At 41.9% G+C, this 23,871-nt stretch carries 20 protein-coding genes and 1 tRNA gene; 19 read left to right on the plus strand and 2 right to left on the minus strand.

Features of this window, described 5'->3' with window-relative positions; translation table 11 throughout:
- The first annotated feature begins 89 nt into the window (after positions 1-89).
- The 6 genes from lgt to rsmI all read left to right on the plus strand — a co-directional run bounded on the left by lgt (position 90) and on the right by rsmI (position 5,009).
- Positions 90-842, plus strand: coding sequence for a prolipoprotein diacylglyceryl transferase (gene lgt / locus DW650_RS09565; protein WP_118209769.1), 753 nt, complete (start codon positions 90-92; stop codon positions 840-842).
- Between the two features lie 154 nt (positions 843-996).
- Entirely contained in the window at positions 997-2,016 is a 1,020-nt protein-coding gene (locus tag DW650_RS09570) for an Ig-like domain-containing protein (RefSeq protein ID WP_118209770.1), read from the plus strand.
- Between the two features lie 300 nt (positions 2,017-2,316).
- Entirely contained in the window at positions 2,317-2,484 is a 168-nt protein-coding gene (locus DW650_RS19745; RefSeq protein WP_022111878.1) for a hypothetical protein, read from the plus strand.
- Positions 2,481-3,206 carry a helix-turn-helix transcriptional regulator gene (locus DW650_RS09575; protein ID WP_117920545.1) on the plus strand — a complete coding sequence of 242 codons (726 nt, stop codon included), beginning with the start codon at positions 2,481-2,483 and terminating at the stop codon, positions 3,204-3,206. Before DW650_RS19745 ends, DW650_RS09575 begins: the two co-directional genes overlap by 4 nt.
- A 111-nt stretch (positions 3,207-3,317) precedes the next feature.
- Positions 3,318-4,073 carry an allophanate hydrolase-related protein gene (locus tag DW650_RS20050; protein ID WP_243102915.1) on the plus strand — a complete coding sequence of 252 codons (756 nt, stop codon included), beginning with the start codon at positions 3,318-3,320 and terminating at the stop codon, positions 4,071-4,073.
- A 90-nt stretch (positions 4,074-4,163) separates the two neighbouring features.
- Positions 4,164-5,009, plus strand: coding sequence for a 16S rRNA (cytidine(1402)-2'-O)-methyltransferase (gene rsmI, locus DW650_RS09585; protein ID WP_118209771.1), 846 nt, complete (start codon positions 4,164-4,166; stop codon positions 5,007-5,009).
- 12 nt (positions 5,010-5,021) lie between these two features.
- On the opposite strand, the gene DW650_RS09590 is transcribed toward rsmI, so the two are convergent.
- The gene (locus DW650_RS09590; protein ID WP_243102916.1) at positions 5,022-6,758 is read right to left on the minus strand and encodes a DUF885 domain-containing protein; all 1,737 of its coding nucleotides are present in this window, start codon (positions 6,756-6,758) and stop codon (positions 5,022-5,024) included.
- 386 nt (positions 6,759-7,144) lie between these two features.
- Here DW650_RS09590 and DW650_RS09595 point away from each other — a divergent pair, with 386 nt between their 5' ends.
- The 11 genes from DW650_RS09595 to rpsR all read left to right on the plus strand — a co-directional run bounded on the left by DW650_RS09595 (position 7,145) and on the right by rpsR (position 14,770).
- Entirely contained in the window at positions 7,145-7,765 is a 621-nt protein-coding gene (locus DW650_RS09595; RefSeq protein ID WP_118209772.1) for a nucleoside recognition protein, read from the plus strand.
- A 91-nt stretch (positions 7,766-7,856) separates the two neighbouring features.
- Positions 7,857-9,521 (plus strand): two-component system response regulator, encoded by a 1,665-nt coding sequence (locus tag DW650_RS09600; RefSeq protein ID WP_118209773.1) that lies wholly within the window; start codon positions 7,857-7,859, stop codon positions 9,519-9,521.
- Between the two features lie 52 nt (positions 9,522-9,573).
- The gene (locus DW650_RS09605; RefSeq protein ID WP_006856611.1) at positions 9,574-10,098 is read left to right on the plus strand and encodes a spore maturation protein; all 525 of its coding nucleotides are present in this window, start codon (positions 9,574-9,576) and stop codon (positions 10,096-10,098) included.
- Positions 10,099-10,164: 66 nt separating this feature from the next.
- Positions 10,165-10,238, plus strand: a tRNA-Met gene (locus tag DW650_RS09610).
- A gap of 163 nt (positions 10,239-10,401) precedes the next feature.
- Positions 10,402-12,108: a methyl-accepting chemotaxis protein gene (locus DW650_RS09615; protein ID WP_118209774.1), complete on the plus strand. Its 1,707-nt coding sequence runs from the start codon at positions 10,402-10,404 to the stop codon at positions 12,106-12,108.
- A 2-nt stretch (positions 12,109-12,110) separates the two neighbouring features.
- On the plus strand, positions 12,111-12,833 hold the full coding sequence (locus tag DW650_RS09620; RefSeq protein WP_015521784.1) for an NAD-dependent protein deacylase: 723 nt from the start codon (positions 12,111-12,113) through the stop codon (positions 12,831-12,833).
- A 41-nt stretch (positions 12,834-12,874) separates the two neighbouring features.
- Positions 12,875-13,348 (plus strand): LURP-one-related/scramblase family protein, encoded by a 474-nt coding sequence (locus DW650_RS09625; protein WP_118209775.1) that lies wholly within the window; start codon positions 12,875-12,877, stop codon positions 13,346-13,348.
- A gap of 22 nt (positions 13,349-13,370) precedes the next feature.
- Entirely contained in the window at positions 13,371-13,571 is a 201-nt protein-coding gene (locus DW650_RS09630) for a DUF951 domain-containing protein (RefSeq protein ID WP_117920538.1), read from the plus strand.
- Positions 13,572-13,689: 118 nt separating this feature from the next.
- Positions 13,690-13,980, plus strand: a complete 291-nt coding sequence (rpsF, locus tag DW650_RS09635) for a 30S ribosomal protein S6 (protein ID WP_006856615.1) — start codon at positions 13,690-13,692, stop codon at positions 13,978-13,980.
- Between the two features lie 49 nt (positions 13,981-14,029).
- Positions 14,030-14,476: a single-stranded DNA-binding protein gene (locus DW650_RS09640; RefSeq protein ID WP_006856616.1), complete on the plus strand. Its 447-nt coding sequence runs from the start codon at positions 14,030-14,032 to the stop codon at positions 14,474-14,476.
- A 30-nt stretch (positions 14,477-14,506) separates the two neighbouring features.
- Complete coding sequence (gene rpsR / locus DW650_RS09645; RefSeq protein ID WP_006856617.1) at positions 14,507-14,770, plus strand: 30S ribosomal protein S18; 264 nt, start codon at positions 14,507-14,509, stop codon at positions 14,768-14,770.
- 157 nt (positions 14,771-14,927) lie between these two features.
- Here the strand turns inward: rpsR and DW650_RS09650 are convergent, their stop codons facing one another.
- Positions 14,928-16,946, minus strand: coding sequence for a methyl-accepting chemotaxis protein (locus DW650_RS09650; protein ID WP_118209776.1), 2,019 nt, complete (start codon positions 16,944-16,946; stop codon positions 14,928-14,930).
- 429 nt (positions 16,947-17,375) lie between these two features.
- Here DW650_RS09650 and DW650_RS09655 point away from each other — a divergent pair, with 429 nt between their 5' ends.
- A complete protein-coding gene (locus DW650_RS09655) occupies positions 17,376-19,229 on the plus strand; it encodes a glycosyl hydrolase 53 family protein (protein ID WP_118209777.1) in 1,854 nt (617 codons plus the stop codon).
- 304 nt (positions 19,230-19,533) lie between these two features.
- A complete protein-coding gene (locus tag DW650_RS09660; protein WP_243102917.1) occupies positions 19,534-23,652 on the plus strand; it encodes an endo-1,4-beta-xylanase in 4,119 nt (1,372 codons plus the stop codon).
- Positions 23,653-23,871: the final 219 nt, after the last annotated feature.

A 23,871-nucleotide genomic window follows, 5' to 3' on the forward strand; every position in this document is an offset into this window, starting at 1 on the left:
AGCAGAAAAATTATTTTGTGTGGAAAATGACAGGTATGAAACATAATCAGTATGTATTTGAGTGATTCAGAAAGGATAAATTAAAATATATGTTTAATGATATAAAGATAGGACCGGTTACATTTCATATGTATGGTCTTATGATTGCGATCGGTTTTGCAGCGGCACTTATGATGTGTTTAAAGCGTGGAAAAAAACGTGGCTTGAACGAGGATATTATCTATGGAATCTTCTTCTGCGCAATCTTCGGTGGAATGATCGGCTGCCGGCTGCTTTACTATATTGTGGAGATCCCGGAGATTTTAAAGGATCCATCCATACTCTGGAATTTTAAAAACGGATATGTCGTTTATGGTGGAATCATAGGAGGAGCACTGACGAGTTTCATTTATTGCTACGTCAAGAAAGAACGTTTTCTGCCGTATTTTGATCTTGTAATGCCTTCGGTATCATTTGCGCAGGGATTCGGGCGCCTCGGCTGCTTTTTTGCAGGCTGCTGTTACGGCAGGGAGACAGATTCGTGGTTTAGCATTACATTTACCCATTCCGATTTTGCACCAAACGGGGTGAAACTTCTGCCGACACAGCTGATGTCATCTGCAGGGGACTTTCTGATCTGTGGTCTTTTGCTTCTTTACGCAGGAAGAAAGCCGAAAGAAGGACAGGTGGCAGCAGGATATATGGTGCTTTACGGAATCGGAAGATTTATCATTGAGTTTTTCCGGAACGATTACCGGGGAAGCATCGGCGTACTTTCCACGTCACAGATCATTTCCATCGGGGTTGTGGCAGCGGGAGTTGTGTTCTATCTGGTGATGGGGAAGAGAAAACAGGAAGCGTAAATTATAAAAACTTTATGATTTGTTCGGTTTACATCCGTAATCAGCTATGATAATTTAATAATAAGGTCATCCGGTGTGGAAAATGTGCCGGATGACCTTTTCTTTTGTACATTTCCGCCATCTGTCATTCAGAGAAGGATTGGGGGAAACATCTATGAAATCAGGGAAAAAAGTCATCCGGATGGCATTAGCCATCCTCTGCATGGTTTCCATGCTTTTTATTTCAGAGTATCAGAAAGTAGAAGTGTATGCGGCTTCAGGATATGGTTTTATTTTCTTAAGTGCATATGAAAAAACAATGAAAATCGGGGACACCTATTGTTTGTCCGTGGTTGCATCCGGCAGTAAAAAGCCGACATTTACATCCAGTGATTCAAAGGTTGTATCAGTGAACACCTATGGAAAAATTACTGCCAAAAAGGCGGGAAGTGCGACGATCACTGCAAAAAGCAAAAATGCGGAGGCAAGCTGCAAGATCACGGTGACAAAGACGAAAGTCACGTTGAATCAGACCAGTCTGACCTTGGAAAATGGGGAAAGTGCAGTGCTTACGGCAGCCTCATCCACCGGGCATAAGGTGACGTGGAAGTCGGCAAAGACAAGCATTGCATCGGTAAGTGAAAATGGAAAAGTAACAGCAAAGAAGCCGGGAACAACTACGGTTACTGCAAAGGTTGACGGTACATCTGTGAATTGTAAAGTGACAGTAAAAAGTCCGACAGTCCGCCTGATGCCGTCTAAAATCTCGTTATACAGACGGGAAAAGTATAAACTTAAGGTATCTTCCACATCAAAAACAACACCAGTGTGGAAAACCAACAAAAAAAGTGTGGCGACTGTGGATGAAACAGGAAAAGTAACCGCGGTCAAACATGGAACGGCAGTCATTACTGTAACCGTAGATGGAGTCAGCAAAAATTGTGAAGTGACGGTCAGATCTCCAAAGATTACATTTGAGCAGACGACGATTACACTTCATCCGGGGGAACGTGCAAGAGTAAATGCGACGGTATCTTCCGGCAATCAGCCGGCGTATTCCTGCTCTAACTCCAATGTGGTGTCGGTAGATGCAAACGGGGTTATCACTGCAAAAGCAGCTGGCAGGTCTTATGTCTACGCCAGTGAGGATGGAACAAAGGAACGCATGACGGTGTATGTGAAAGAGAAGGAATAAAAGGTGCAGGGATTGTTGTATAGACAAAAACTGGAATAGGAACAAAAGCACAAAGTCAGGCATGGCATCAGATTGTGAAAGAAAATTGCTGCTGTTCACACAATAGGTGTGGACAACAGCAGGAAACAGATGGCGGGAAGTACAAAAGATAAATGGAAGTTGCATGTTTACACCAAAAATAAAATCCGCTAAAATATAGAAAATTACAGAATGCAGATACAATTCACAACAATAGAATGTTCGCAAAGCGCAGGCTATTATTTTTTATATCGGAGAAAGGCGGTAGTGAGGATGGAGGATATGACAGAAAAAGAACTGATCACGGTTTTAATTGATAAATATACAGATTTACAGCGCATCAAACGTGCAAACAATGGGGTGGAAAATCAGGAGCTGGAGTATCAGATCAAAGTGACGATTGCAAAGCTGGCATCTCTTGGAGTGTCCGTGGAGGATATTACGTTATGACAGAAAAAGAATGGCGCATGTTCAATGACATTCTTCTGGAAATCTATTATGCCGGAAGCCTGGAGACGTTTGGAGAAAGATGTTTAAAACTGATCCGTATATTGATTCCATATACGCAGGGTTATTTTTTAGTGATAGATGAAGACGGCAGGTTAGACGTGGCGCATTCGGTATTTGAAAATGTGGATCCTGTCATGAAACGGAAATACTTAGATACTTATTTTGCAAAAGACTATCTGATGCAGATGTGCAATTTTACAAAATCAATGGCATACCGCGATACCGATCTTTTAACGGATGAGAAACGAAGAGCATCGGTGATTTACCGTGAGTATTTTAAACCCCAGAAATTAGATATGGGATGCGGGCTTATCATTATGAAAGAGGGAAAGACACGGGTATTTTTGAATCTGCTGCGGAAGTGTGGAGAACCGGACGTTACAGGGCATGAGATGGAAATTTTGCAGACATTTCTGCCTCATTTTGAAAAAAATGTTTTTGCCTATGCAAACCATTATGTTTCGGGTGCGGAAAATACCATAAAAAACAGGGAGGCAGATCTTCTTTCGGGGAGGGAACAGGAAATCGTGCAGCTTGTAAGAAAAGGATATTCCAATCAGGAAATCGCCAGACAGCTTCTGATCAGTGAGGCAACAGTAAAAAAACATCTGAGTAATATTTTTGAAAAACTGGGAATCAGCAGGCGGACGCAGTTATTTTAGAGTAGAGGAAAAGAAGTATTGGTACATCGAAAGTAGTATGCAAATCAATCATTCTGCTGATTGTGAAAATATATACCTGCCGTTATAATTCATGACAACAACCTACTTGATATGTGTGCCATAGCAGTACCGGAAAATACAGCGGATACAGAGCTTCCATTTGGAATCACTATTTTCTCATTATCCGATCAGGAGGGCGAGATCCTTGGTACAGCGGAACGGTTTTTACAGACACAGAGCATTCCGTTTGCGGTATGCGGACTGCATAAAAAAGGATTTCCATTGGAGAGCCAGCTCACAGAGCTTAAAGCATCCTACAAAGAGAGCATAAATACTGCACCGCATTACAGACTGTATCGTCTGGATACCGTACCGGAGAAACCGGGCATGGTATATGACGATAAAAAGGGCGCTGCGATAGCGGTAGAGATTTATGAACTGCCGGTTGTGAGCATCGGAGCATTTTTACAGCAGGTAAAAAAGCCACTCTGTATCGGGGATATGGAATTGTCAGATGGCAGGATTGTAAAAGGATTTCTGTGTGAGGAATACGGGCTGGCAAACGCAAAGGAGATGGATGAGCCGTTTTCTGCTTTAGATCCTCAGACAAAAGCGGATATGCAGCTTCTGATGCGCCAAATCTGGCAGGAAGAAAAGCCAACGGTCATTTTTGTCACGCACGATATCGAGGAGGCAGTTTTTTTATCCAGCAAGATTTATGTGCTGACGCAAAGACCCGGAACAGTAAAGGCAGAGGTTCCGGTATTGCTGCCATATGATCGTGACCTGTCATTGAAAGATACTGATGAGTTCATCAAACTCCGTAAGAAGGTGAATCAGCTAATTGAACATGAAAGCTTATCTTAGTATAACGCAGGATTTTCTTGTCAATTTTACGGAGTGGTTTTATAATGTGCTAATAAGAATCAGCATAATATTCCGAAAATGGAGAGAATGATGGCAGGAAAATTATATTTATGTGCAACGCCGATCGGCAATCTCGAAGATATCACGTACCGGGTGCTTCGTACATTAAAGGAAGTGGATCTGATCGCAGCGGAAGATACCAGAAATTCAATCAAGCTGTTGAATCATTTTGAGATCAAGACGCCGATGACAAGTTATCATGAATACAATAAAATAGAAAAAGCATATCAGCTTGTGGATAAACTACGGGAAGGTAAAGACATTGCACTGATCACGGATGCAGGGACACCGGGTATTTCCGATCCGGGCGAAGATTTAGTGCGCATCTGTTATGAGGAAGGAATTGAAGTGACATCCCTGCCGGGGGCAGCGGCGTGTATTACGGCACTTACGATGTCCGGGCTTCCGACAAGGCGTTTTGCGTTCGAGGCATTTCTGCCGCGGGAGAAAAAAGAGCGGGTTGCTATTCTGCAGGAGTTAAAGGATGAAACACGCACGATCATTATTTATGAGGCGCCGCATCATCTTGTAAAAACATTAGAAGAACTGTATGATACGCTCGGAGACCGGCAGATATCCATCTGCCGGGAACTCACGAAGCGCTACGAAGAAAAAATGCGCACGACTCTGTCAGACAGTCTTGCCTACTATGAGGAGAACGAACCCCGCGGGGAGTATGTACTCGTGCTCCACGGAAAAACTTTCGAGGAACTTGCCGAAGAGGCAAGAAAATCCTGGGAGGATATGTCGTTAGAGGAACATATGCAGGTATACGAAAGTAAAGGAACTCCTCGAAAAGAAGCTATGAAGCTGGTGGCAAAAGACCGTGGCATGAGCAAACGCGATGTATATCAGGCACTCCTGAAAGAAGAATAGCGAATAAATCCGTTATTTCTGGTAAAATTCTTTCAGATATTTTTTTATGATTTCAAACGGTGCCGGACCGATAGAGAGAAGCGTCTGATGAAATGCGGCTTCATTGTAATCATTGCCGAGAGTTTCTTTTGCATATTCTTTTAATTCCAGAAACTGCAGATAACCGACGTAATACCGGAGATAATTTGCCGGTTCTGATATGATATAGCGGTAAATTTCTGCAATAGTATCCGGATCATTGATACCGTAGTCATTCCAGAATTTTATTGTATCGGAAAGCGACCAGCCATCATGATGGATACCGATATCAGTTGAGGCATAAAGGCTTAAAAGTGCAGACTGATTTAAAGCGAGAAGCGTGGCAGCATCATCCGGCAGACCGGCATAATGATAAGACATCATTTCCACATAGGTTGCCCAGCCTTCCACGTATCCGGGATAGTTTAAAATGCTGCGGATCGCCGGCAGACCGGACTGGTATGACATGATCGTCTGATACAGGTGACCGGGGAAGCCTTCATGGGCGAGTGTGGTAAAATAGCGCATGGTCGTGGCATCTGTTTTTGCGTTGATATAGATAGAGTTTGCATTATAGTCATCGATTGGTGCAGTGATATAGTAAGCCGGCGCGAGATAGTCTTCCATACATTCTTCAATATAACTCACAGAGTAAGAGACATCCGGGGCTTTTGGAAAATCGGACTGCATTCGTTCTTTCAGCAGCTCCAAAACGGATGTGGGATCTGCACTGGAAAGCGAAAGCTTTTGCGCGTCCGTCCAGAGATCCGGATTTGATGCGGTCAGGGCGGCGGCTTCGCTTAGATCGGATAATCTTTTTTGTCCGATCATAGTCTCAATATCTGCAATGGAATCTGCACAGCCTGTATTTTCATAGACAAGATATTTATAATAATCCCTGCCTCTTTTCAGATAGCAGAGTCCTTTTTCATTTTTTCCGTTGCCAAGCAGGCTGCTCAGGGAAGATGCCAGTGAGGTGTAAGCAGGAAAAATCATTTCTTTTACGATCTTTTCATTTTGCTTTTTGTAGGCAGTTTTTTGTTCATCTGACAGATCTTTGAAGTCATCCACCTTTTTATTAAAAGTTAAGATCAGATAATGATCGTCTCCATCGTCTGCAAAACGGGAACACTGTTCGATCACTTCTTTACAGACTGCATCGGACATAAAAAGTCCGGCAGAGGATTTCTCTTTTTCAAAATCAATGATCTGTTCAAAATAAGAACCGGTCAGGGGCAGCAGTTTCAGATAGGTTTTGATATCATCCTCGTTGTAAAAACGATATTCTTCATAGAGCACCGGAAGCTGCGCCTGGATACCGGAAGATGGGTTTAGGTATTCATTATACAGTGAAAAATCTGTTCCTTTTTGTTCCATTGAAAGGTAATCTGACAAAATATCATAGGTCAGCTTCTGTGTTTTGGAAAGTTTTTCCGTGTCAAAGTGCTTTAGGGCGGCAACCGTGTTTTCTAAGGCGGCGCGGTTTTGCTCTGCCGCCTGACCGGATATACCGCCAAGTGAGATTGGAATGTCTGTGATGCCGTAAGACGCCGGAGAGGAAAGCGAAAAATGCAGATTTATGGTATTCTGGGTGATCTCTGAACGGAAAAGCTGCAGTAAAAATTCGTCAAATGCAGCATTTTGTGCAGAATTAAGGGAAGATCCAGAAGATGCATTGTCTGCCGGATCGGATTTGTATTCAGAAGAATTGAAGGAGTCTGAATCTGGCATATGCCCAGAAGAAATGGAGGAGTCCGGAGCCGAGTTATATTTTGGGACTGCGCAGCCACCGGATAACACGGTGGGGATAAATATGAGCAGAACGAGAAAAAGTGTGGCTATCCGGTATAAGCGCGGAAACCGGTGAAAAATATCAGAAAAACATGTCAAGATAAAATACCTCAGTTTAAGATCCAGAGTGTTAGTGATATATATGTTGATCTAAAGAAAAAATAACCGAAAAATTGTTGGATGAAGAAGTGCATGGAAAGATGACATGACAAAATTGCATTGCAAAATTGCGTTGCAGAATTGCGTTGCAGAATTGCATTGCAATTTTGCAATACATATATGATGCATTCTGACCATAAAATAAAAGAAAAACCGGAGAGGTACATATGAATTATCTCTGGGCATTTATGATCTTGACAGGCGTTGTATTTGCCGCATTTCACGGCACACTTCCGGCGGTTACGCAGGCAGCGCTTGACTCGGCAAAAGAGGCGGTAACACTCTGTATTACCATGATGGGAGTGATGTCTTTCTGGGTTGGACTGATGAAAATCGCTGAAAAAACAGGTATCATTGCAGGATTGTCAAGGCGTCTTGCGCCGGTGCTGTATTTTCTGTTCCCGGATATTCCAAAAGATCATCCGGCAAATAAATATATTGCTACCAATATGATTGCAAATATATTCGGACTGGGATGGGCGGCAACACCAGCCGGATTAAAAGCGATGGAGGCGCTGGCAGAATTAGAAAAAGAGCGTGGAAATAAAGCATTTTCAGATGAAAAAACAAAAAAAGGAGAGCGGACCGCCAGCAGCGAGATGTGTGATTTTTTGATCATCAATATTTCATCCCTTCAGATCATACCGGTAAACATTATTGCCTACCGCAGTCAGTATGGAAGTGTGAATCCGGCGCAGATCGTCGGCCCGGCACTGATCGCGACAACATGCAGTACACTGACTGCGATTATTTTTTGTAAAATCAGACAAAATATTTACAAAATCTGACAAATAATTCGTTGTACTATTTGATAAAAGACATTATAATGAGAATAGATTTATGTGTAAGACAAATCCTCAGAGAAAGTGAGGGATACCAATGAAAAAAAATAAGATCTTGATTGTAGATGATAATAAGCTCAACAGGCAGTCCCTGGCTGATATTTTCCGTAAAGCTTATCAGATCGTAGAGTCAGAAGACGGGAAAAAGGCACTGGAGTATCTGAAAAAGGATAAAGGACTTTCGGTAGCGGCAATTATACTGGATCTTATTATGCCTGTAATGGATGGATTTGCTTTCCTGGAGGAATTCAAAAAACACAGCGAATATAAGTATATTCCGATCGTCATTGCGACAACGGAAGACAATGTGGAAAATGAAAAACGCTGTCTGGAGTATGGGGTATGGGATTTTATACCGAAGTCATTCCACCGGGAGATCATCTGGTTTCGTGTCATGAACGCTATCAAAAGGAGCAAACAGCACTTTTTAGAGTATGATTCCCTGACAGGAATTTATAACCGTCAGATGTTTTACCAGAAGACGAGGGAGATGCTGGATGACAGTAAGGATGAGACATTTGCATTTATCCGGCTGGATATTGACCGGTTTAAAATGATCAATTCTTTCTATGGTGCGGCAGAAGGAGACCGTCTGTTAAGATGTATGGCGCACAATATCTGCGGTGTACTCAGTGCATATAAGACGTATACTTATGGCAGATTAAATTCCGATGTTTTTGGAATCTGTGTTGCGGTAGAAAAAGAACAGGATGCACTGCTGATCGCCCAGAAGATCCGGGAACAGGTGAAGAAAAACGGGGAGCTGCGCTGTTATCTTGAGACGTCGGCGGGATGTTATATTATCCGGGACAAGGAGATGGAGGTATCGGCAATCTATGAGCATGCTGTAATTGCAGCACAGGAATGCAAGGGGCAGTATATGCATCATGAGGCACTCTACACGGAACAGATGGGAAAAGAGATGCAGCGGGAGCAGCAGATCATAAACGAAATGGATACGGCACTTGAGGAAAAACAGTTTGTCGTTTATTTTCAGCCGAAGTATGAGTTAGATGGTTATACGCCGCGTGGCGCGGAAGCACTTGTACGCTGGAAAAAAACGGATGGGACGATGGTTTCACCGGGAGAGTTTATACCTGTTTTCGAGAAGAACGGTTTTATTATAAAACTTGATTATTATGTGTGGGATCAGGTCTGCCAGCTTATTGCAACGGCGTTAAGAGCAGGACGTAAGCCGGATCCGATCTCTGTGAATGTTTCCCGTGTCAACCTTTATGACCCCAATTTTTTAGAGTCACTGGTCAATCTTGTGGAAAAATACCGGATACCACCGGAGTACCTGCACTTAGAACTGACGGAGAGTGTTTTTTCCGATACGGAAAATGTCATCTTAAATGCGGTGAATTATCTGCACAAGGCAGGATTTACAATTCTGATGGATGATTTTGGAAGCGGATATTCATCTTTGAACGTGTTAAAGGACATTGATCTGGATGTACTGAAAATTGATATGAAGTTTCTTTCCAAAGGCAAAGATGATGGGCGCGGAGAAAAGATCTTAGCGGCAGTTATCCAGATGGCAAAAGCGCTGGATATGCCGGTCATTGCAGAAGGCGTTGAAGAAAAGAAACAGGTACAGATGCTAAAGAGACTTGGCTGTAATTATATTCAGGGATATTATTTCGCAAAACCAATGCCACAGGAGGATTATGAACGTCTGGCGCGAAAATCGCATGAATAATGTGAATCGCTGATACATATAATAAACTAACAGCAGCTTCGGGAAGTGTCCTATGCAGATAATGATGTTTTTATCCGATATCATGATACCACTTCTGATTTTTTTGATTATCGGATATGGGCTGTTGTGCAGGCACAATATCTACGAAGAGTTTATCGAGGGAGCGAAAGACGGATTTGAAACAGTCATAGGGATCATGCCAACACTGATCGGACTGATGGTTGCTGTTGGAATCCTGCGTGCGTCCGGATTTCTGGAATGTTTTTCAAATGTATGTGCTATTTTCACAGAAAAGATCGGATTCCCGTCCGAACTGCTTCCGCTTGCTGTTGTGAAAATGTTTTCATCTTCGGCGGCAACAGGTCTGCTTTTAGATATTTATAAGGAGTATGGGACGGATTCGCTGCTGGGGCGGATGGCGTCGATCATGCTCGGAAGCACGGAGACAATTTTTTATACCATGTCTGTTTACTTTATGAGTGTAAAAATCAAAAAGAGCCGCTATACGCTTGCAGGAGCGCTGGCTGCTACGGCAGCCGGAATGGCTGCGAGCGTAGTGCTGGCAGGAATGATTTGACAAAAAGAAAAAAAGGTCTATAATAATGTTATGTAAACGAACAGGGCATTTGTTCTGTTGAAATATCGCGGGATGGAGCAGTCTGGAAGCTCGTCGGGCTCATAACCCGAAGGTCACAGGTTCAAATCCTGTTCCCGCAACTAAAAAACAGTAGTTTAGAGCTGCAGAAAGCAGATTGCTAGACTACTGTTTTTTGATGATAAAATTTAGCAGTATCGTGGGTGGCAAACCTTGAAAATGTATCGAAAATATACTAAAATTATACATGTTAAAGGTATATTACAAAAGGGAAGGTGAACGGTTATGCAAAAGCTGAAAGACATGAAGATAAAAAAGCGGTTAAATACCGGATTTAAAATGGTAACAGGCATTGCGACGATCGCAACAGTGCTTGGAATTATTGCAATGCTGGTCGCGTCTGGCCGATATGAATATGCGATGACTAATTATGGATTTTCGCAGGGAGATATCGGTAAGGCAATGGTTACATTTTCAGAGACGAGAAGCGCCCTGCGTGCTGTTGTTGGATATGATGAGGAGGACATGATCGAGGCACAGGTATCGCTGCATGATCAGAAAAAGGAAGCCTTTGAAACATATCTGAAAGACATAGAAAGTACCATGGTTTTCCCACAGGCAAAAGAGGCATATAATACGTTAGTTACGGATCTGGACGGCTATTGGGATATTGATGCAGAAGTTTTAGAGCTTGCAACATCATCTTCGGATGATGGTTATTTAAAAGCACAGGAAATCGACACCGGTGAACTCTCACCACAGTATGACAAAATTTATCAGGATCTGGCAACACTGATGGATCTGAATGTACAAAAGGGTGATGCATCAAAGGCATCATTACATAATATGGAGCTCATATTTATGATCGTGATCATAGCGGTGATCGTGGTCTGTATTGTGATTTCCATCCGTATCGGAAACACGATAGCTGTAGATATAGAAAAGCCTCTGACAGCTTTGGCAGAACGTCTGAAATCATTTGCAGAAGGTGATCTTGACAGTCCGTTCCCGGAGAGTGAGGCAGATGACGAGATCAAAGAGATGATCTTAGAAGCAGAACAGATGGCGCATAATCTGAACCTGATTATTACGGATGCAGGGGAGCTGTTAGGAGAAATGGCGGCTGGTAATTATGCTGTCGGAACCAGGATCGAAAATAAATATGTCGGAAAATTTGCAGCCTTAAAAGATGCCATAAGAAAGATGAACCGTCAGATGAACAGTACGTTACAGCAGGTTGAAGATGCTTCAAAACAGGTTTCTGCTGGTTCTGAAAATCTGGCAGAATCTGCACAGGCACTGGCAGAAGGGGCAACAGACCAGGCAGGTTCCGTGGAAGAACTGACGGCAACGATCACGAACATTACGGACAATGTCAATGCCACGGCAGAAAAGCTTGAGGCATCACACCAGAAAGCAAGCCAGTATGCAAAGCAGGCAGATAACAGCCGCGAACAGATGACGGCTTTGACGGATGCTATGGGACGGATCAATGAGACATCAACCAAAATCGAAAATATTATTTCTGATATCGAAGATATTGCAAGCCAGACGAATCTGTTATCCTTAAATGCAGCGATCGAAGCTGCCCGTGCAGGGGAAGCGGGAAAAGGATTTGCGGTTGTTGCGGACCAGATCAGGAAACTGGCAGAGCAGAGTGCGCAGTCAGCAGTTGATACCCGCCAGCTGATCGAAGGTTCCCTGCAGGAGATCGCAGAGGGGAATAAGGCGGCAGAAAGCGCTTCTGCGGCATTAGAGGAAGTAGTTGAAGGAATCAAAGAGATCGCTGAGGAATCAAAGATGTTAAGCGAACAGTCGGCAGAGCAGGCAAGAGCGATGGAACAGGCAGAATCAGGGGTAAACCAGATCTCAGAGGTGGTTCAGTCAAATTCTGCAGCAGCACAGGAATCATCTGCAACCAGTGAGGAGCTGTCTGCACAAGCAGTGTCTTTAAATGAACTGGTGGGACAGTTTGTCCTGAGAAAGGATTGATCATGTCAAATATAGAAAAGTTCTTAGAAATGGTACAGGAGTCAGATAATATTGTATTTTTCGGGGGAGCAGGCGTTTCTACCGAAAGTGGCATCCCTGACTTCAGGAGTGTGGATGGACTCTATAATCAGAAATATGATTATCCACCGGAGACGATATTAAGTCATACCTTTTATATGAGACATACAGAAGAATTTTACCGTTTTTACCGTGATAAGATGCTATGTCTTGATGCAAAACCAAATGTGACACACCAGAAACTTGCAGAGTTAGAGGCTGCGGGCAAGGTAAAAGCCGTCATCACACAGAACATTGACGGACTGCATCAGATGGCAGGAAGCAGGCGTGTTTTAGAGCTGCATGGCAGCGTGCATCGCAATTACTGTCAGAAGTGTGGAAAAGGATTTGATGCGGAATATATTTTAAAATCCGGTACAGAGATTCCGCTGTGTGATGCGTGTGGAGGTAAGATCAAACCGGATGTGGTGCTTTATGAAGAGGGCTTGAACCAGCAGACCTTAGAGGATGCTGTATTTTATATCAGCCATGCAGATGTGCTTATCATTGGTGGAACTTCGCTGGCAGTATATCCGGCTGCAGGATTGATCGACTATTACCGGGGAAACAAGCTGGTGCTTATCAATAAATCTACAACACCGATGGATGGCAGAGCAGATCTTTTAATCCAGGCAGGGCTTGGTGAGGTGTTTTCACAGATCCGGTAAACAGAGTAAGTACTATTTTAAACATCTAAAAAGGAGAAGGTATGCGTTTACTGATAAAACAGAGAGTGTTTTCATGGTCAGATACTTATGATGTCTATGATGAGGAGGGCAATGTACGGTATTTTGTCAGGGCAGAGGTGTTTGCACTTGGACATCAGATCCATGTCTATGATGCGGCACATGTTGAGGTTGGAATGATCCGTCAGAAGCTGTTTAATCTTCTTCCGGTCTTTGAAATTGAAACAGGTGGGATCAAAAGAGGACAGATCGAAAAACAGTTTACCCTGTTCCAGCCGAAATATGATATTGATTTTAATGGATGGCGTGTGGAGGGAGATTTCCTTGGCTGGGATTATGATGTATATTCCGGCTGCAGTTCCATTATTCATATTTCAAAACAATTACTCCACTGGGGTGATACGTATGTGATCGATTTTACCAATCCGGGCGATGAACTGCTTGGAATGATGCTTGTGATCGCAATTGATGCAGCAAATTGCTCGCAGAATAAATAGTATAGGAGAATAGAGAGGATTTATGGATAAATATGAAGTTGGTGATGTGGTGCGGTTGAAAAAGCAGCATCCGTGCGGCAGCAGTGAATGGGAGATCCTGCGCGTGGGTGCAGATTTCAGGTTGAAATGCTTAGGCTGCGGGCACCAGATCATGATCGCAAGAAAACTTGTGGAGAAAAATACCAGAGAAATCCGCAAAAAGGAAGCTAAGCAAGGAAGCTGAGTAAAAAGTTCTTGCAAACTATTGATTTTTATGATAAAATATATCTTCGTGATATATTATTAAATTCCTTGCTCACTCATATAAGAGCGGGCCAGAGACCAAAAGGAGGAAAATTCGCATGAATAAGTATGAATTAGCGCTTGTTGTTAGTGCAAAGATCGAAGACGATGCGAGAACAGCTACCGTAGAGAAGGCAAAAGAGTACATCACTCGTGCCGGTGGTAACGTAACAGAAGTAGAAGAGGCTGGTAAGAAGAAATTAGCATATGAGATCCAGAAGATGTCAGAAGCTTTCTATTATTTCATCCAGTTCGACGCTGCATCTACTGTTCCGGCAGAAGTTGAGCGCGATGTCCGCATCATGGACAATGTTCTTCGTTTCTTAGTAGTAAGAAAAGACGAGAAATAAGATTCTTTGAACTGACAACGGTTTGTTTGATAGAAGAGAGGAATCGTATATGAACAAAGTTATTCTTATGGGAAGATTAACCAGAGACGCAGAGATCCGTTATTCTCAGGGCGAGAGTGCTACTGCGATCGCAAGATTTTCACTTGCAGTAGATCGCCGTTTCCGTCGTGACGGAGATGATCAGAATACAGATTTTATCAACTGTGTTGCATTTGGCAGAACAGCAGAGTTTTTGGAGAGATTCGGACGTAAGGGAACAAAATTCGTTCTGGAAGGTCGTATTCAGACTGGCAGCTACACCAACAAAGACGGACAGCGTGTTTACACGACGGACGTTGTTGCTGAAAATGTAGAATTTGCAGAGAGCAAAAATGCCAGCGGCGGCGGAGATAACTCCGGTTTTAACCCTTCCGACAGACCGTCACCGAGCAGTGCAGCAGGTGATGGCTTCATGAATATTCCGGATGGAATTGATGAAGAGTTACCATTTAACTAATGGAGATCATAACAACAGGAGGTAATTATCATGGCTTTCAATAAAGCAGCAGACAAAGATGGCGCACCAATGAAGAGACGCCCGATGCATAGAAGAAAAAAAGTTTGCGTTTTCTGTGGAAAAGATAACGTAATCGATTACAAAGATACAAACAAATTAAAGAGATACATCTCTGAGAGAGGAAAAATTCTTCCTCGTCGTATCACTGGCAACTGTGCAAAACACCAGAGAGCTCTTACAGTAGCTATTAAGAGAGCCCGTCACGTTGCATTAATGCCATACGTATGCGAATAAATTCGCAACGAATAAATTCGCAACGAATAAATTCGCAACGAATAAAATTCACAGTGAATAGAATTTACATTGAATAGAAGAAATCCCCTGCAACCTGCTATATTTGTATTGCTGGTTACAGGGGATTTTTTAACTGTTCCGGCGTTAGATCAGCGTGTTATTCCTCGTTGGTCAGGTCAAATCTCTGTACAAGCTGCTCTAGCGTAGTAGCCTGAGCGGCAAGCTCTTCCGATGTGGCAGAAGTTTCTTCGGCAGCGGCAGAGTTGTCTTCCACTCCTTTAGAAATTTCTTCAATACCAATCTCAAGCTGTTCCATGCTCTGCTCCTGCTGGACATAAGTTTCGGAACTCTTTGAAATCATTTCATTTACTTTCTGAACAGCCTCCATGACTTCCTGAATGGAAGTGACGACGTCATTTACAATCTGGTTTCCATGTTCAATTTCGTTAATGGAAATACCGATGAGATCTTTGGTCGTATTGGCTGCTTTGGAGCTTTCCTCGGCTAAAGAACCTATCTCGGAGGCAACAACAGCAAATCCTTTTCCGGCTTCACCTGCCCGTGCAGCTTCAATGGAAGCATTTAATGCTAACAGATTTGTCTGGTCTGCGATATCTTCAATTGTCTTAATGATGCCGACAACCTCATTGGAGGTCTGTGTGATCTTATTCATTGCTTCTGTCATTAGTGACATCTGATCTTTGCTGTTTCGCATCATATCAGTTACTTTTAATGTTTCATCAGCCGCAACCTGTGCAGCAGCAGTATTTTCTTTTACCTGATCGGTAACAGCAGTTGTGGTGGCAACAAGTTCTTCTACGGAAGCCGATTGTGTGGTGGCGCCTTCCGCAATACTTTGTGCTGCTTTGGCAAGATCCTCAGAACCGGCAGACACCTGACTGGAAGTGTTGATAATATCAGTCATGATGTTTTGCATGGATTCAGAAATATTGATAAGACCTTCTTTTACTTTTGAAAAATCTCCGGCATAATCATATTTCAGTGTAAATTTTAACTTTCCATCTGCTAAACGGTTTAAGGCATAGGTAATCTCATTAATGTAATTAATGTATTCCTTCAGGCGGTCTACCGTTAACTGGATGGAGTCAGACAGTTCGCCGATTTCATTGTCAGAGTGAATCTTAAGGGATACATCAAGGTTTCCTTTGGCAAGTTCCTGTGCAACATCATTTAATGTACTGATCGGTTTTGTAATAGCAGAAGCGACTTTGCGGATGGCAATGACAGTGGCTGCAATACCGATGACAATCAGTACAAGCATAATAACCATGCATATGGTGAGGCTGGAAAAATATTCACTGGATGGCAGACAGCTTAAAACAAAATAATCGGTATCTGTAATGTCTACAATATATCCATATCTTGATTTATTTCCAATGGTATATTTTACTGCGGTATTTCCACCTCCAAGAGCATTGACTACATTATCACTTACACCAATCTCAGTAAGAGTTTTTAACTGATAATCTGTATTTGGATGGTAAATGATGGTTCCGTCAGATGTTAAAAGAATTACAAAACCATTATCACCTACTGTGTAGGAGAAAAATAATTCGTTGATATGGTCTAAGGCAATATCCAATCCGGCAACACCGACAACATTTTTTCCGGAAGGATCGTATACGGGTGCGGCGGCGCTTAAAATTAATTTGCCTGTGCTGACATCTGTGTAAGCGTTGGTGAGCATACTTTTACCGGTTTGTGTTACCTGATACCAGTCTCTTTGCGTGATATCAAAAGAACTGTCACTGGTATAGCCGTCTGACTGGGTCAGAACATTAGCATCAATATCACCGATCCAGGCAGCAAGAATGTTTTCACTGTCTGTTGCCTGATGACTCTGCAGCTCTTTAAATACATCCTGATAAAGGGTGGCTTCTTTAATGGAATCGCCGGATTTAGTTTCAGTCAGGATTTCCCGTATATCGGGATTGAGAGCCATCTGTTCCGCGGTAGTTGTGTACTTTTTAAAAAAGGTTTCAAGCTGATATGAGGCAGCTTTTGACTGTAGTTCCAGTTCGTCTTTTTGTGAGGACAAGCTGATGTTCCCGATCATGATCGCAACTACAATAGAGAAAATGACGAATATTGTGATAACGACCGACAGAATGCGGATTGAGATTTCATTGGAAATCTGTTTTCTTTTGTTTTTCATAACCGTATGCTCCTTTGCGTTTTTCTTCCATTATATACCTATGCAAACGAAAAACAACGAATTTATTGAAAATAATTATGAATAAAGTAAATAAACAGAAAATCCTGCTGATAAAATGGAAAAGTATAGTAAAAAGCCGAACGCTGTTGCGCAAAAATTGTGCGTGGATTTATAGAAAAATATTTTATAAAAGCACAAAAATAATATGAATAAAATGCAATATAAAGACAAAGTGCACAAAAAGTGCATGCAAATTCTATGATTTGTGTCTATTGTGCAAGTTATATGTGGCATATATAATAGCAATATGAACAAACGGTTGCGCAGAGAAAAAAACGAGAAATGTTGTTAAAACTGGGAAAATGAAATTTCTTTCAGAGCATAGGAACAACAGCGTTGCGCAAGCAAGATGTTGAGGGAGGAAAAATAATGAAAAGTGGGATGGTAAAGCGCATGCTGGCAGCGGCACTGGCAGCGACATTGATTGTGACAAGTGCCGGGACAACGGATGTCTGGGCAGCAGGAAGCGAAGAGACAGTTTCTGTGAGTGTGGAAGAGACAGAGGAAAGTACGGAGAATGTAAAAACTGCAAGCAGCAGTAATCTGATAACAAATGGAGATTTTGAGACAGATGCATCTGGATGGACATTTTTGTTGGGTGGTGGCGATTATTCGCCAAACTTAAAAAAAGGTACAGACACAGGTATGACAAATAATACGACGGGTTATATCAACATTTGGTCGGAAAACGAAGCCGAGTTTGTTATGTCTCAGGAGATTACGGGACTTTCAGCAGGAAATTATACCGCTATGTTAAGTATAGATGGAGCAAATGATAAAACTGCAGATTTAAAGTTTTATGCGGGAGACGAGAGTACAGTATTAAGTACGGAAAATGGCTGGAATAACTGGTCGACGTTTAAGGTTGAAAATATAGTAGTAGATGAAAGCGGAAGTATTATTATTAAAATTGCAGGTACATTAGGTGCCGGATACTGGTTCGATGTAGATGACATTACATTAACAAAAAATCTGTCTGATGGAGAGGAAAAAACCGAAGCAGCAGAGGCTTTAAATACCCTTATCACAGCCTGTGAAGCCCTGACAGAGTCAGATTACACTTCAGATACCTGGAGTGCATTACAGACAGCGCTTACATCAGCAAAAGCAGTTTATGGGGATAAAGACAACAAAACCGTAGAGGAATTAACAGAAGCTAAAACAGTCCTGCAGGCTGCAAAAGATGCACTGGTTGATGCAGGCATCGTTGATACCGGAGCTGATGGTATTTTTGTACAGAAAGTAGATGGACTGAGCGATGATTTTATCAAAGGTGTGGATGTGTCATCTTATGTCAGCTTAATAGACAGCGGAGTGACATTCAAAGACTGGAACGGTAACGTGATAGGTGATCAGGAGTTCTTCAGCCAGTTAAAAGAAGCAGGTGTCAACTATGTGCGTATCCGTGTGTGGAATGATCCATATGACAGCAATGGAAAAGGATACGGTGGTGGAAATAACGATCTTGCAAAAGCAAAGAAAATCGGAAAATGGGCAACCGACGCAGGCATGAAGGTGTTAATTGATTTCCATTATTCTGATTTCTGGGCAGATCCGGGAAAACAGAAGGCACCGAAAGCCTGGGCAGATTATACGATCGATCAGAAAGTGACAGCTGTATCTGATTATACAACAGCGAGCATTACAGAACTGTTAGATGCAGGTGTTGATGTTGGAATGGTTCAGGTTGGAAATGAGACAAACAACGGTGTCTGTGGTGAGAGTACATGGGAAAACATGTGCAGGATCTTTGATGCCGGTGCAGATGCGGTTCATGCAGCAGGAGAGGCAAAAGGGAAGAATATCTTAGTTGCTGTTCATTTTGCAAATCCGGAAAAAAGCGCAAACTATGCAACTTATGCAAAAAATCTGAATACATATGATGTAAGCTATGATGTATTTGCATCTTCTTATTATCCATACTGGCATGGAACACTTGACAATCTTACCAGTACTTTAAAGAATATTGCTGATACTTATGACAAAAAAGTAATGGTAGCAGAGACATCCTGGGCAACAAGTTTAGAGGATGGCGATGGACATGAAAATACTGTTCGTAAAGGTAATAATGATACAAAAGTAGATGGTATGGATTATACATTTTCCATACAGGGACAGGCAAATGAAGTAAGAAGTGTTATTTCAGCGATCAACAATATCGGTGACAATGGTAAGCAAACTTTCAAAAGGCAAGACATATTATGTCAAAGTGCGTGCTTATAAGAAAGATTCCACAGGAGCAAAAATTTATGGAAGTTTCAGCAGTGCAAAGAAGATAAAGATCAGTAAGTAGCCCAAAAAGTAAATTTATAATATATGTCATGTGGTAAAAACATGATAGAAAGTGGAGAATTTTGTTTTTTACAGGATTCTCCACTTTTTTAACTCATGATAATGGATGTCTGCAGAGAGTGTATTCTATTATTTGTCCGGTTTTTTTCTATAAAAAATCCCCTATTTTTAATATTTGCTCATGCTAACATAAATTTGTAACTGTCAAAAATATATAAAAGGAGGAGAACGGGGTTTGAAACGAAATTGGAAAGCAGGGGTATGCGTAGCTTTATGCAGTGCTATGGTTTTTACCGGGATAGGACCGGTGCTGACACCATATCTTGAAAATGCAGTTGTCTATGCAGATGAAAACGAAAATTCAGGGGTAAAAAAAGTTTTTACTGCAGATCAGCTGAAAGTGGCATGGGGAGACGCGGATTATGAACTCGCAGATGGACAGTGGAAATTGTCTTTTGCAAAACAGTATAATCAGGTGAAATGGACGTTGCCGGAGAGTATCGAAATGTCACAGGTGAATGCTGTTACATTTCAGGTGGCGGATCAGAAAGTACCGATCAGTTTGAAAGTATACAACGGTGGAGATGATGCAACAGCAGCTAATACACAGTACGGATTAAGCGGACAGACGGAATATACGATAAATCCATCGGGGGATGGCGCTATTGATGCAGTCGGAATCATGATAACGGAAGATAAACCGGAAAATGCAACGGTAAGTCTTGTCAGTGTGACATTTGAACTGAAAGCAGGAGCAGGCGATGCAAAACTGGGGAATAATATTATAAAAAACGGTGATTTTGCAACGTCTGATGCGGTGGAGTCATGGAACAGTGCAGCCGGAGAATCGGTTGTTTCAGTTGCAGCAGAGGAAGAAGAGATCGCAGATTCCGGTCTTAAAACATACGGTGTACTTACACGTAATCAGGAAACTGCCACCCCTGGGGATTGTTTTTCGCAGGATATCACAGATGCGGTTGAAAAAGGGGAAACATACAAATTCTCATTCTGGGCAAAATTGTCCGATGATTACAAAGATGCTCCGGAAGAGCAGAGAAATGTGGAGTTTGCACCATTCTATGTTTCCGGTGGTGAGGCAACATATCTTGGAAGTTATTCAGCAGGTATTTTGTCAGGAGACTGTACAAAGACATTAAAAGCTGGAGAATGGACAAAATATGAGGGAACTTTCAAAATACCGAAAGCTGCAGATCAGGTGGTCATCCGTATTATAGAACAGGGAACCAACTATGGACAGGGCGATTGCGTAAAAGGGACTTACTATGTGACCGGTGTGTCCATGAATAAGATTGAAAGAGAAAAGCCATCTATTGAGAAGGACATCCCGGACTGGAAGGAAAGTGTGAAAGCTGCTTTAGGCAATGATGTAGTTGCCGGCACAGCAGTGACCGGTGATGAGATCAATGATGATACGCTGATGGAACTGGTGGAAAAACACTTTAATGCGGTTACACCTGGAAACGAATTAAAACCGGATGCATTGTTCAACTATCAGTTAGAGGATAAAGTCAATACAAAGACAATCCAATTTAAAGGACAGGATCTTGAAGTCCCGGTCGTAAATGAAGCCGGTGACAGCTTGGACTTTTCACGTGCAGATAAATTAATAAATAAAATCTGTGAGTGGAATAATGAAAATCCGGATAACAAAATCCGTATCCGTGGTCATGTCCTTGTATGGCATTCCCAGACACAGGAATGGTTTTTCCATGAAAATTATGATAAAACCAAACCTTATGTGGACAAAGAGACCATGAACCGCCGTCTTGAGTGGTTTATTTCAAGCGTTTTTGAACATTACTTCGGGGAAGCTGCGAATGGAAAATATGACGGATTATTTTATGGCTGGGATGTTGTAAATGAGGCTGTCATTGGAAACTCTTACCGTACAGATACCGTGAGTGCAGCAGAAAGTCTCGATGAGATCCGTCATGGAAATAATTCAAGCTGGTGGCATGTATATAAGAGCAACGAATTTATCATCAATGCATTCAGATATGCAAACCAGTATGCACCGAAAAATGTAGAGCTTTATTACAACGATTTTGGTGAGACGGATAATACAAAATGTGAGGGTATCGTAAAACTCATCAATGATGTAAAGGCTGCCGATGGAACCAGACTGGATGCATTTGGCATGCAGGCACATTACAGTGTGGATAGTTTTTCTGCCACGCAGTTTAAAACAGTGGCTGAAAAATATGCAAAGGCTGCAGGAAAAGTACAGCTTACAGAGCTTGATTTTAAATCAAGTGCATCTTATACATCAGGTATGGCAACAAAAGAGAGCGAATATACCAAAATTGCATATTGCCATAAACAGTTATTCGATGCGATCAAAGGCTTAAAAGCAGATGGTTCGAACGTTTCCGGATTGACCGTATGGGGTGTCATCGAGCCAAATTCATGGTTACATGAACAGTCCGGTGTTGGTGGTGGTGCAGACGGCTCTGCGCAATGCCCATTGCTTTTTGATGGAAATTATAAAGCAAAACCTGCGTACTGGGCGTATGTAGATGCATCCAGACTCCAGCCGTCAATTCAGGATGTAGTTGCTGCAGAGAAAAAAGGTGATGCAGTGACAGGAAAGACATACAGTATCATGCAGAATGATATCACAGCTTCATTTATTCCGATGTGGGATAAAGATGGTCTTACCGTGCAGGTTACGGTAGAGGATGCCGTAAAAGATGATAATGATGCAGTTACTGTTTATGTGGATACTGCAAATTCCGGAAAAGATGACATCACACCAGTGACCGTAACAGTAAAAAGAAGCGAGGCAGCAGAAGTAGAAAATGGTTATCAGGCAACCGTAAAGGTACCGTTAGCAGGACTTTCCGTTGCAAAAGTGATCGGAATGGATGTTGTGGTCACAAATGGGGATAAAACAGCCGCATTTAATGATTTGACAGGAAAACAGGACACAAGCAGTAAATATTATGCGAAAGTAACAATGAAACCGGGGGTAGAGGAAGCTGCCTATGGTACAGTTACCGTAGACGGGGATAAAGATGCGGCATGGGATAATGCCGGAACCATTCCGATTACGATCAATCTCGGCTCCAATGTTTCTGCAAATGCGAAGTTACTCTGGGATAAAGACAATCTTTATGTATATGCCGAGATCAAAGATCCTGTCCTTAATAATACCAACGGTGATGCATGGGAGCAGGATTCCTTAGAAGTATTTATCGACGAAAATAATGGAAAATCCAATTCTTATGAAGACGATGACAAGCAGTACAGGATCAGTTATGTAAATGATCACTCATTTAATGGCAAAAAGTGCCTTGAAGAGAATATGAAGTCTGTGGCAAAAATAACTTCTGACGGATATGTTGTTGAAGCGTCATTTAAATGGACGGATATCACACCAAAAGCCGGAGATGAGATCGGACTTGAATTTCAGATCAATGATGCTGATGCAAGTGGCAAAAGAATTGGTACATTAAGCTGGAACGATGAAACAGGAATGGGATGGTCTAAACCGGAAGTATTTGGTACTGTAAAACTCGGAGAAATTAAAAATGCTCCGGATAAAGATACAGAAAAGAAACCGGAAACAGAGAAGAAAGAAGTAAAAGTTAAAAAAATCACGTTAAATAAAACAAAAGCCGGAATGAAAAAAGGTGCAACGCTTACATTAAAGGCTGTTGTTTCACCATCTGATGCAGATATTAAAGACGTTAAGTGGACATCTTCCAACAAAAAAGCTGCGACTGTTGATAAGCATGGAAAAGTAAAAGCATTGAAAAATGGTGTGACCACGATCACGGCAACGGCAAAAGATGGAAGCAGAGTAAGCGCGTCCTGTAAGATCACAGTAGGTTATAAAATTACCTATAAGTTAGGAAAAGGTAAAAACAGCAGCAAAAACCCGGAATATTATTACAATGAAAAGGTAAATTTAAAATCTGCTTCCAAAAAGGGATATGTCTTTAAGGGCTGGTATACAGACAGCAAGTATACAAAGAGAATTAAAACAATCTCAAAGAGCAGCAAAAAGAATCTTACTTTATATGCGAAATGGCAGAAAGTGACCGTAAAGAAATCTGCAATTAAGAAAATGAAAGCTGTTTTGGGAAGAAAAGCAAAAGTTACAGTCCAGAAAGTGGAAGGTGCAGCCGGATATCAGATCGTTTATTCTACGGATAAGCAATTCAAAAAGAATGTAAAGAAAGTAACAATATCAGGCACATCAAAAACACTTGGAAAATTGGCAAAAGGCAAGACTTATTATGTCAAAGTGCGTGCTTATAAGAAAGATTCCACAGGCGCAAAAGTTTATGGAAGTTTCAGCGGTGCAAAGAAGGTAAAGATCAGTAAGTAGTTCCCAAATAAATTTAATATACCCGTCATACAGTAAAATGTGTGGCACACCGGAAAGAGGATTTTGCAACTAAGTTGTGAAGTCCTCTTTTTGCTTTGCATGATAGGTGTGTGTTTTTCCAGTACCATAAACAGGAATCGGAATTGATAAAATTTAAAATGTCAACCGATTAACATAAAACACAAGGCTTTAATAGTCATTTCTGACCATAAATGATTA

Origin of the sequence: Roseburia sp. AM23-20 (assembly GCF_003470905.1) — a bacterium.
Lineage (GTDB): Bacteria > Bacillota > Clostridia > Lachnospirales > Lachnospiraceae > Roseburia > Roseburia rectibacter.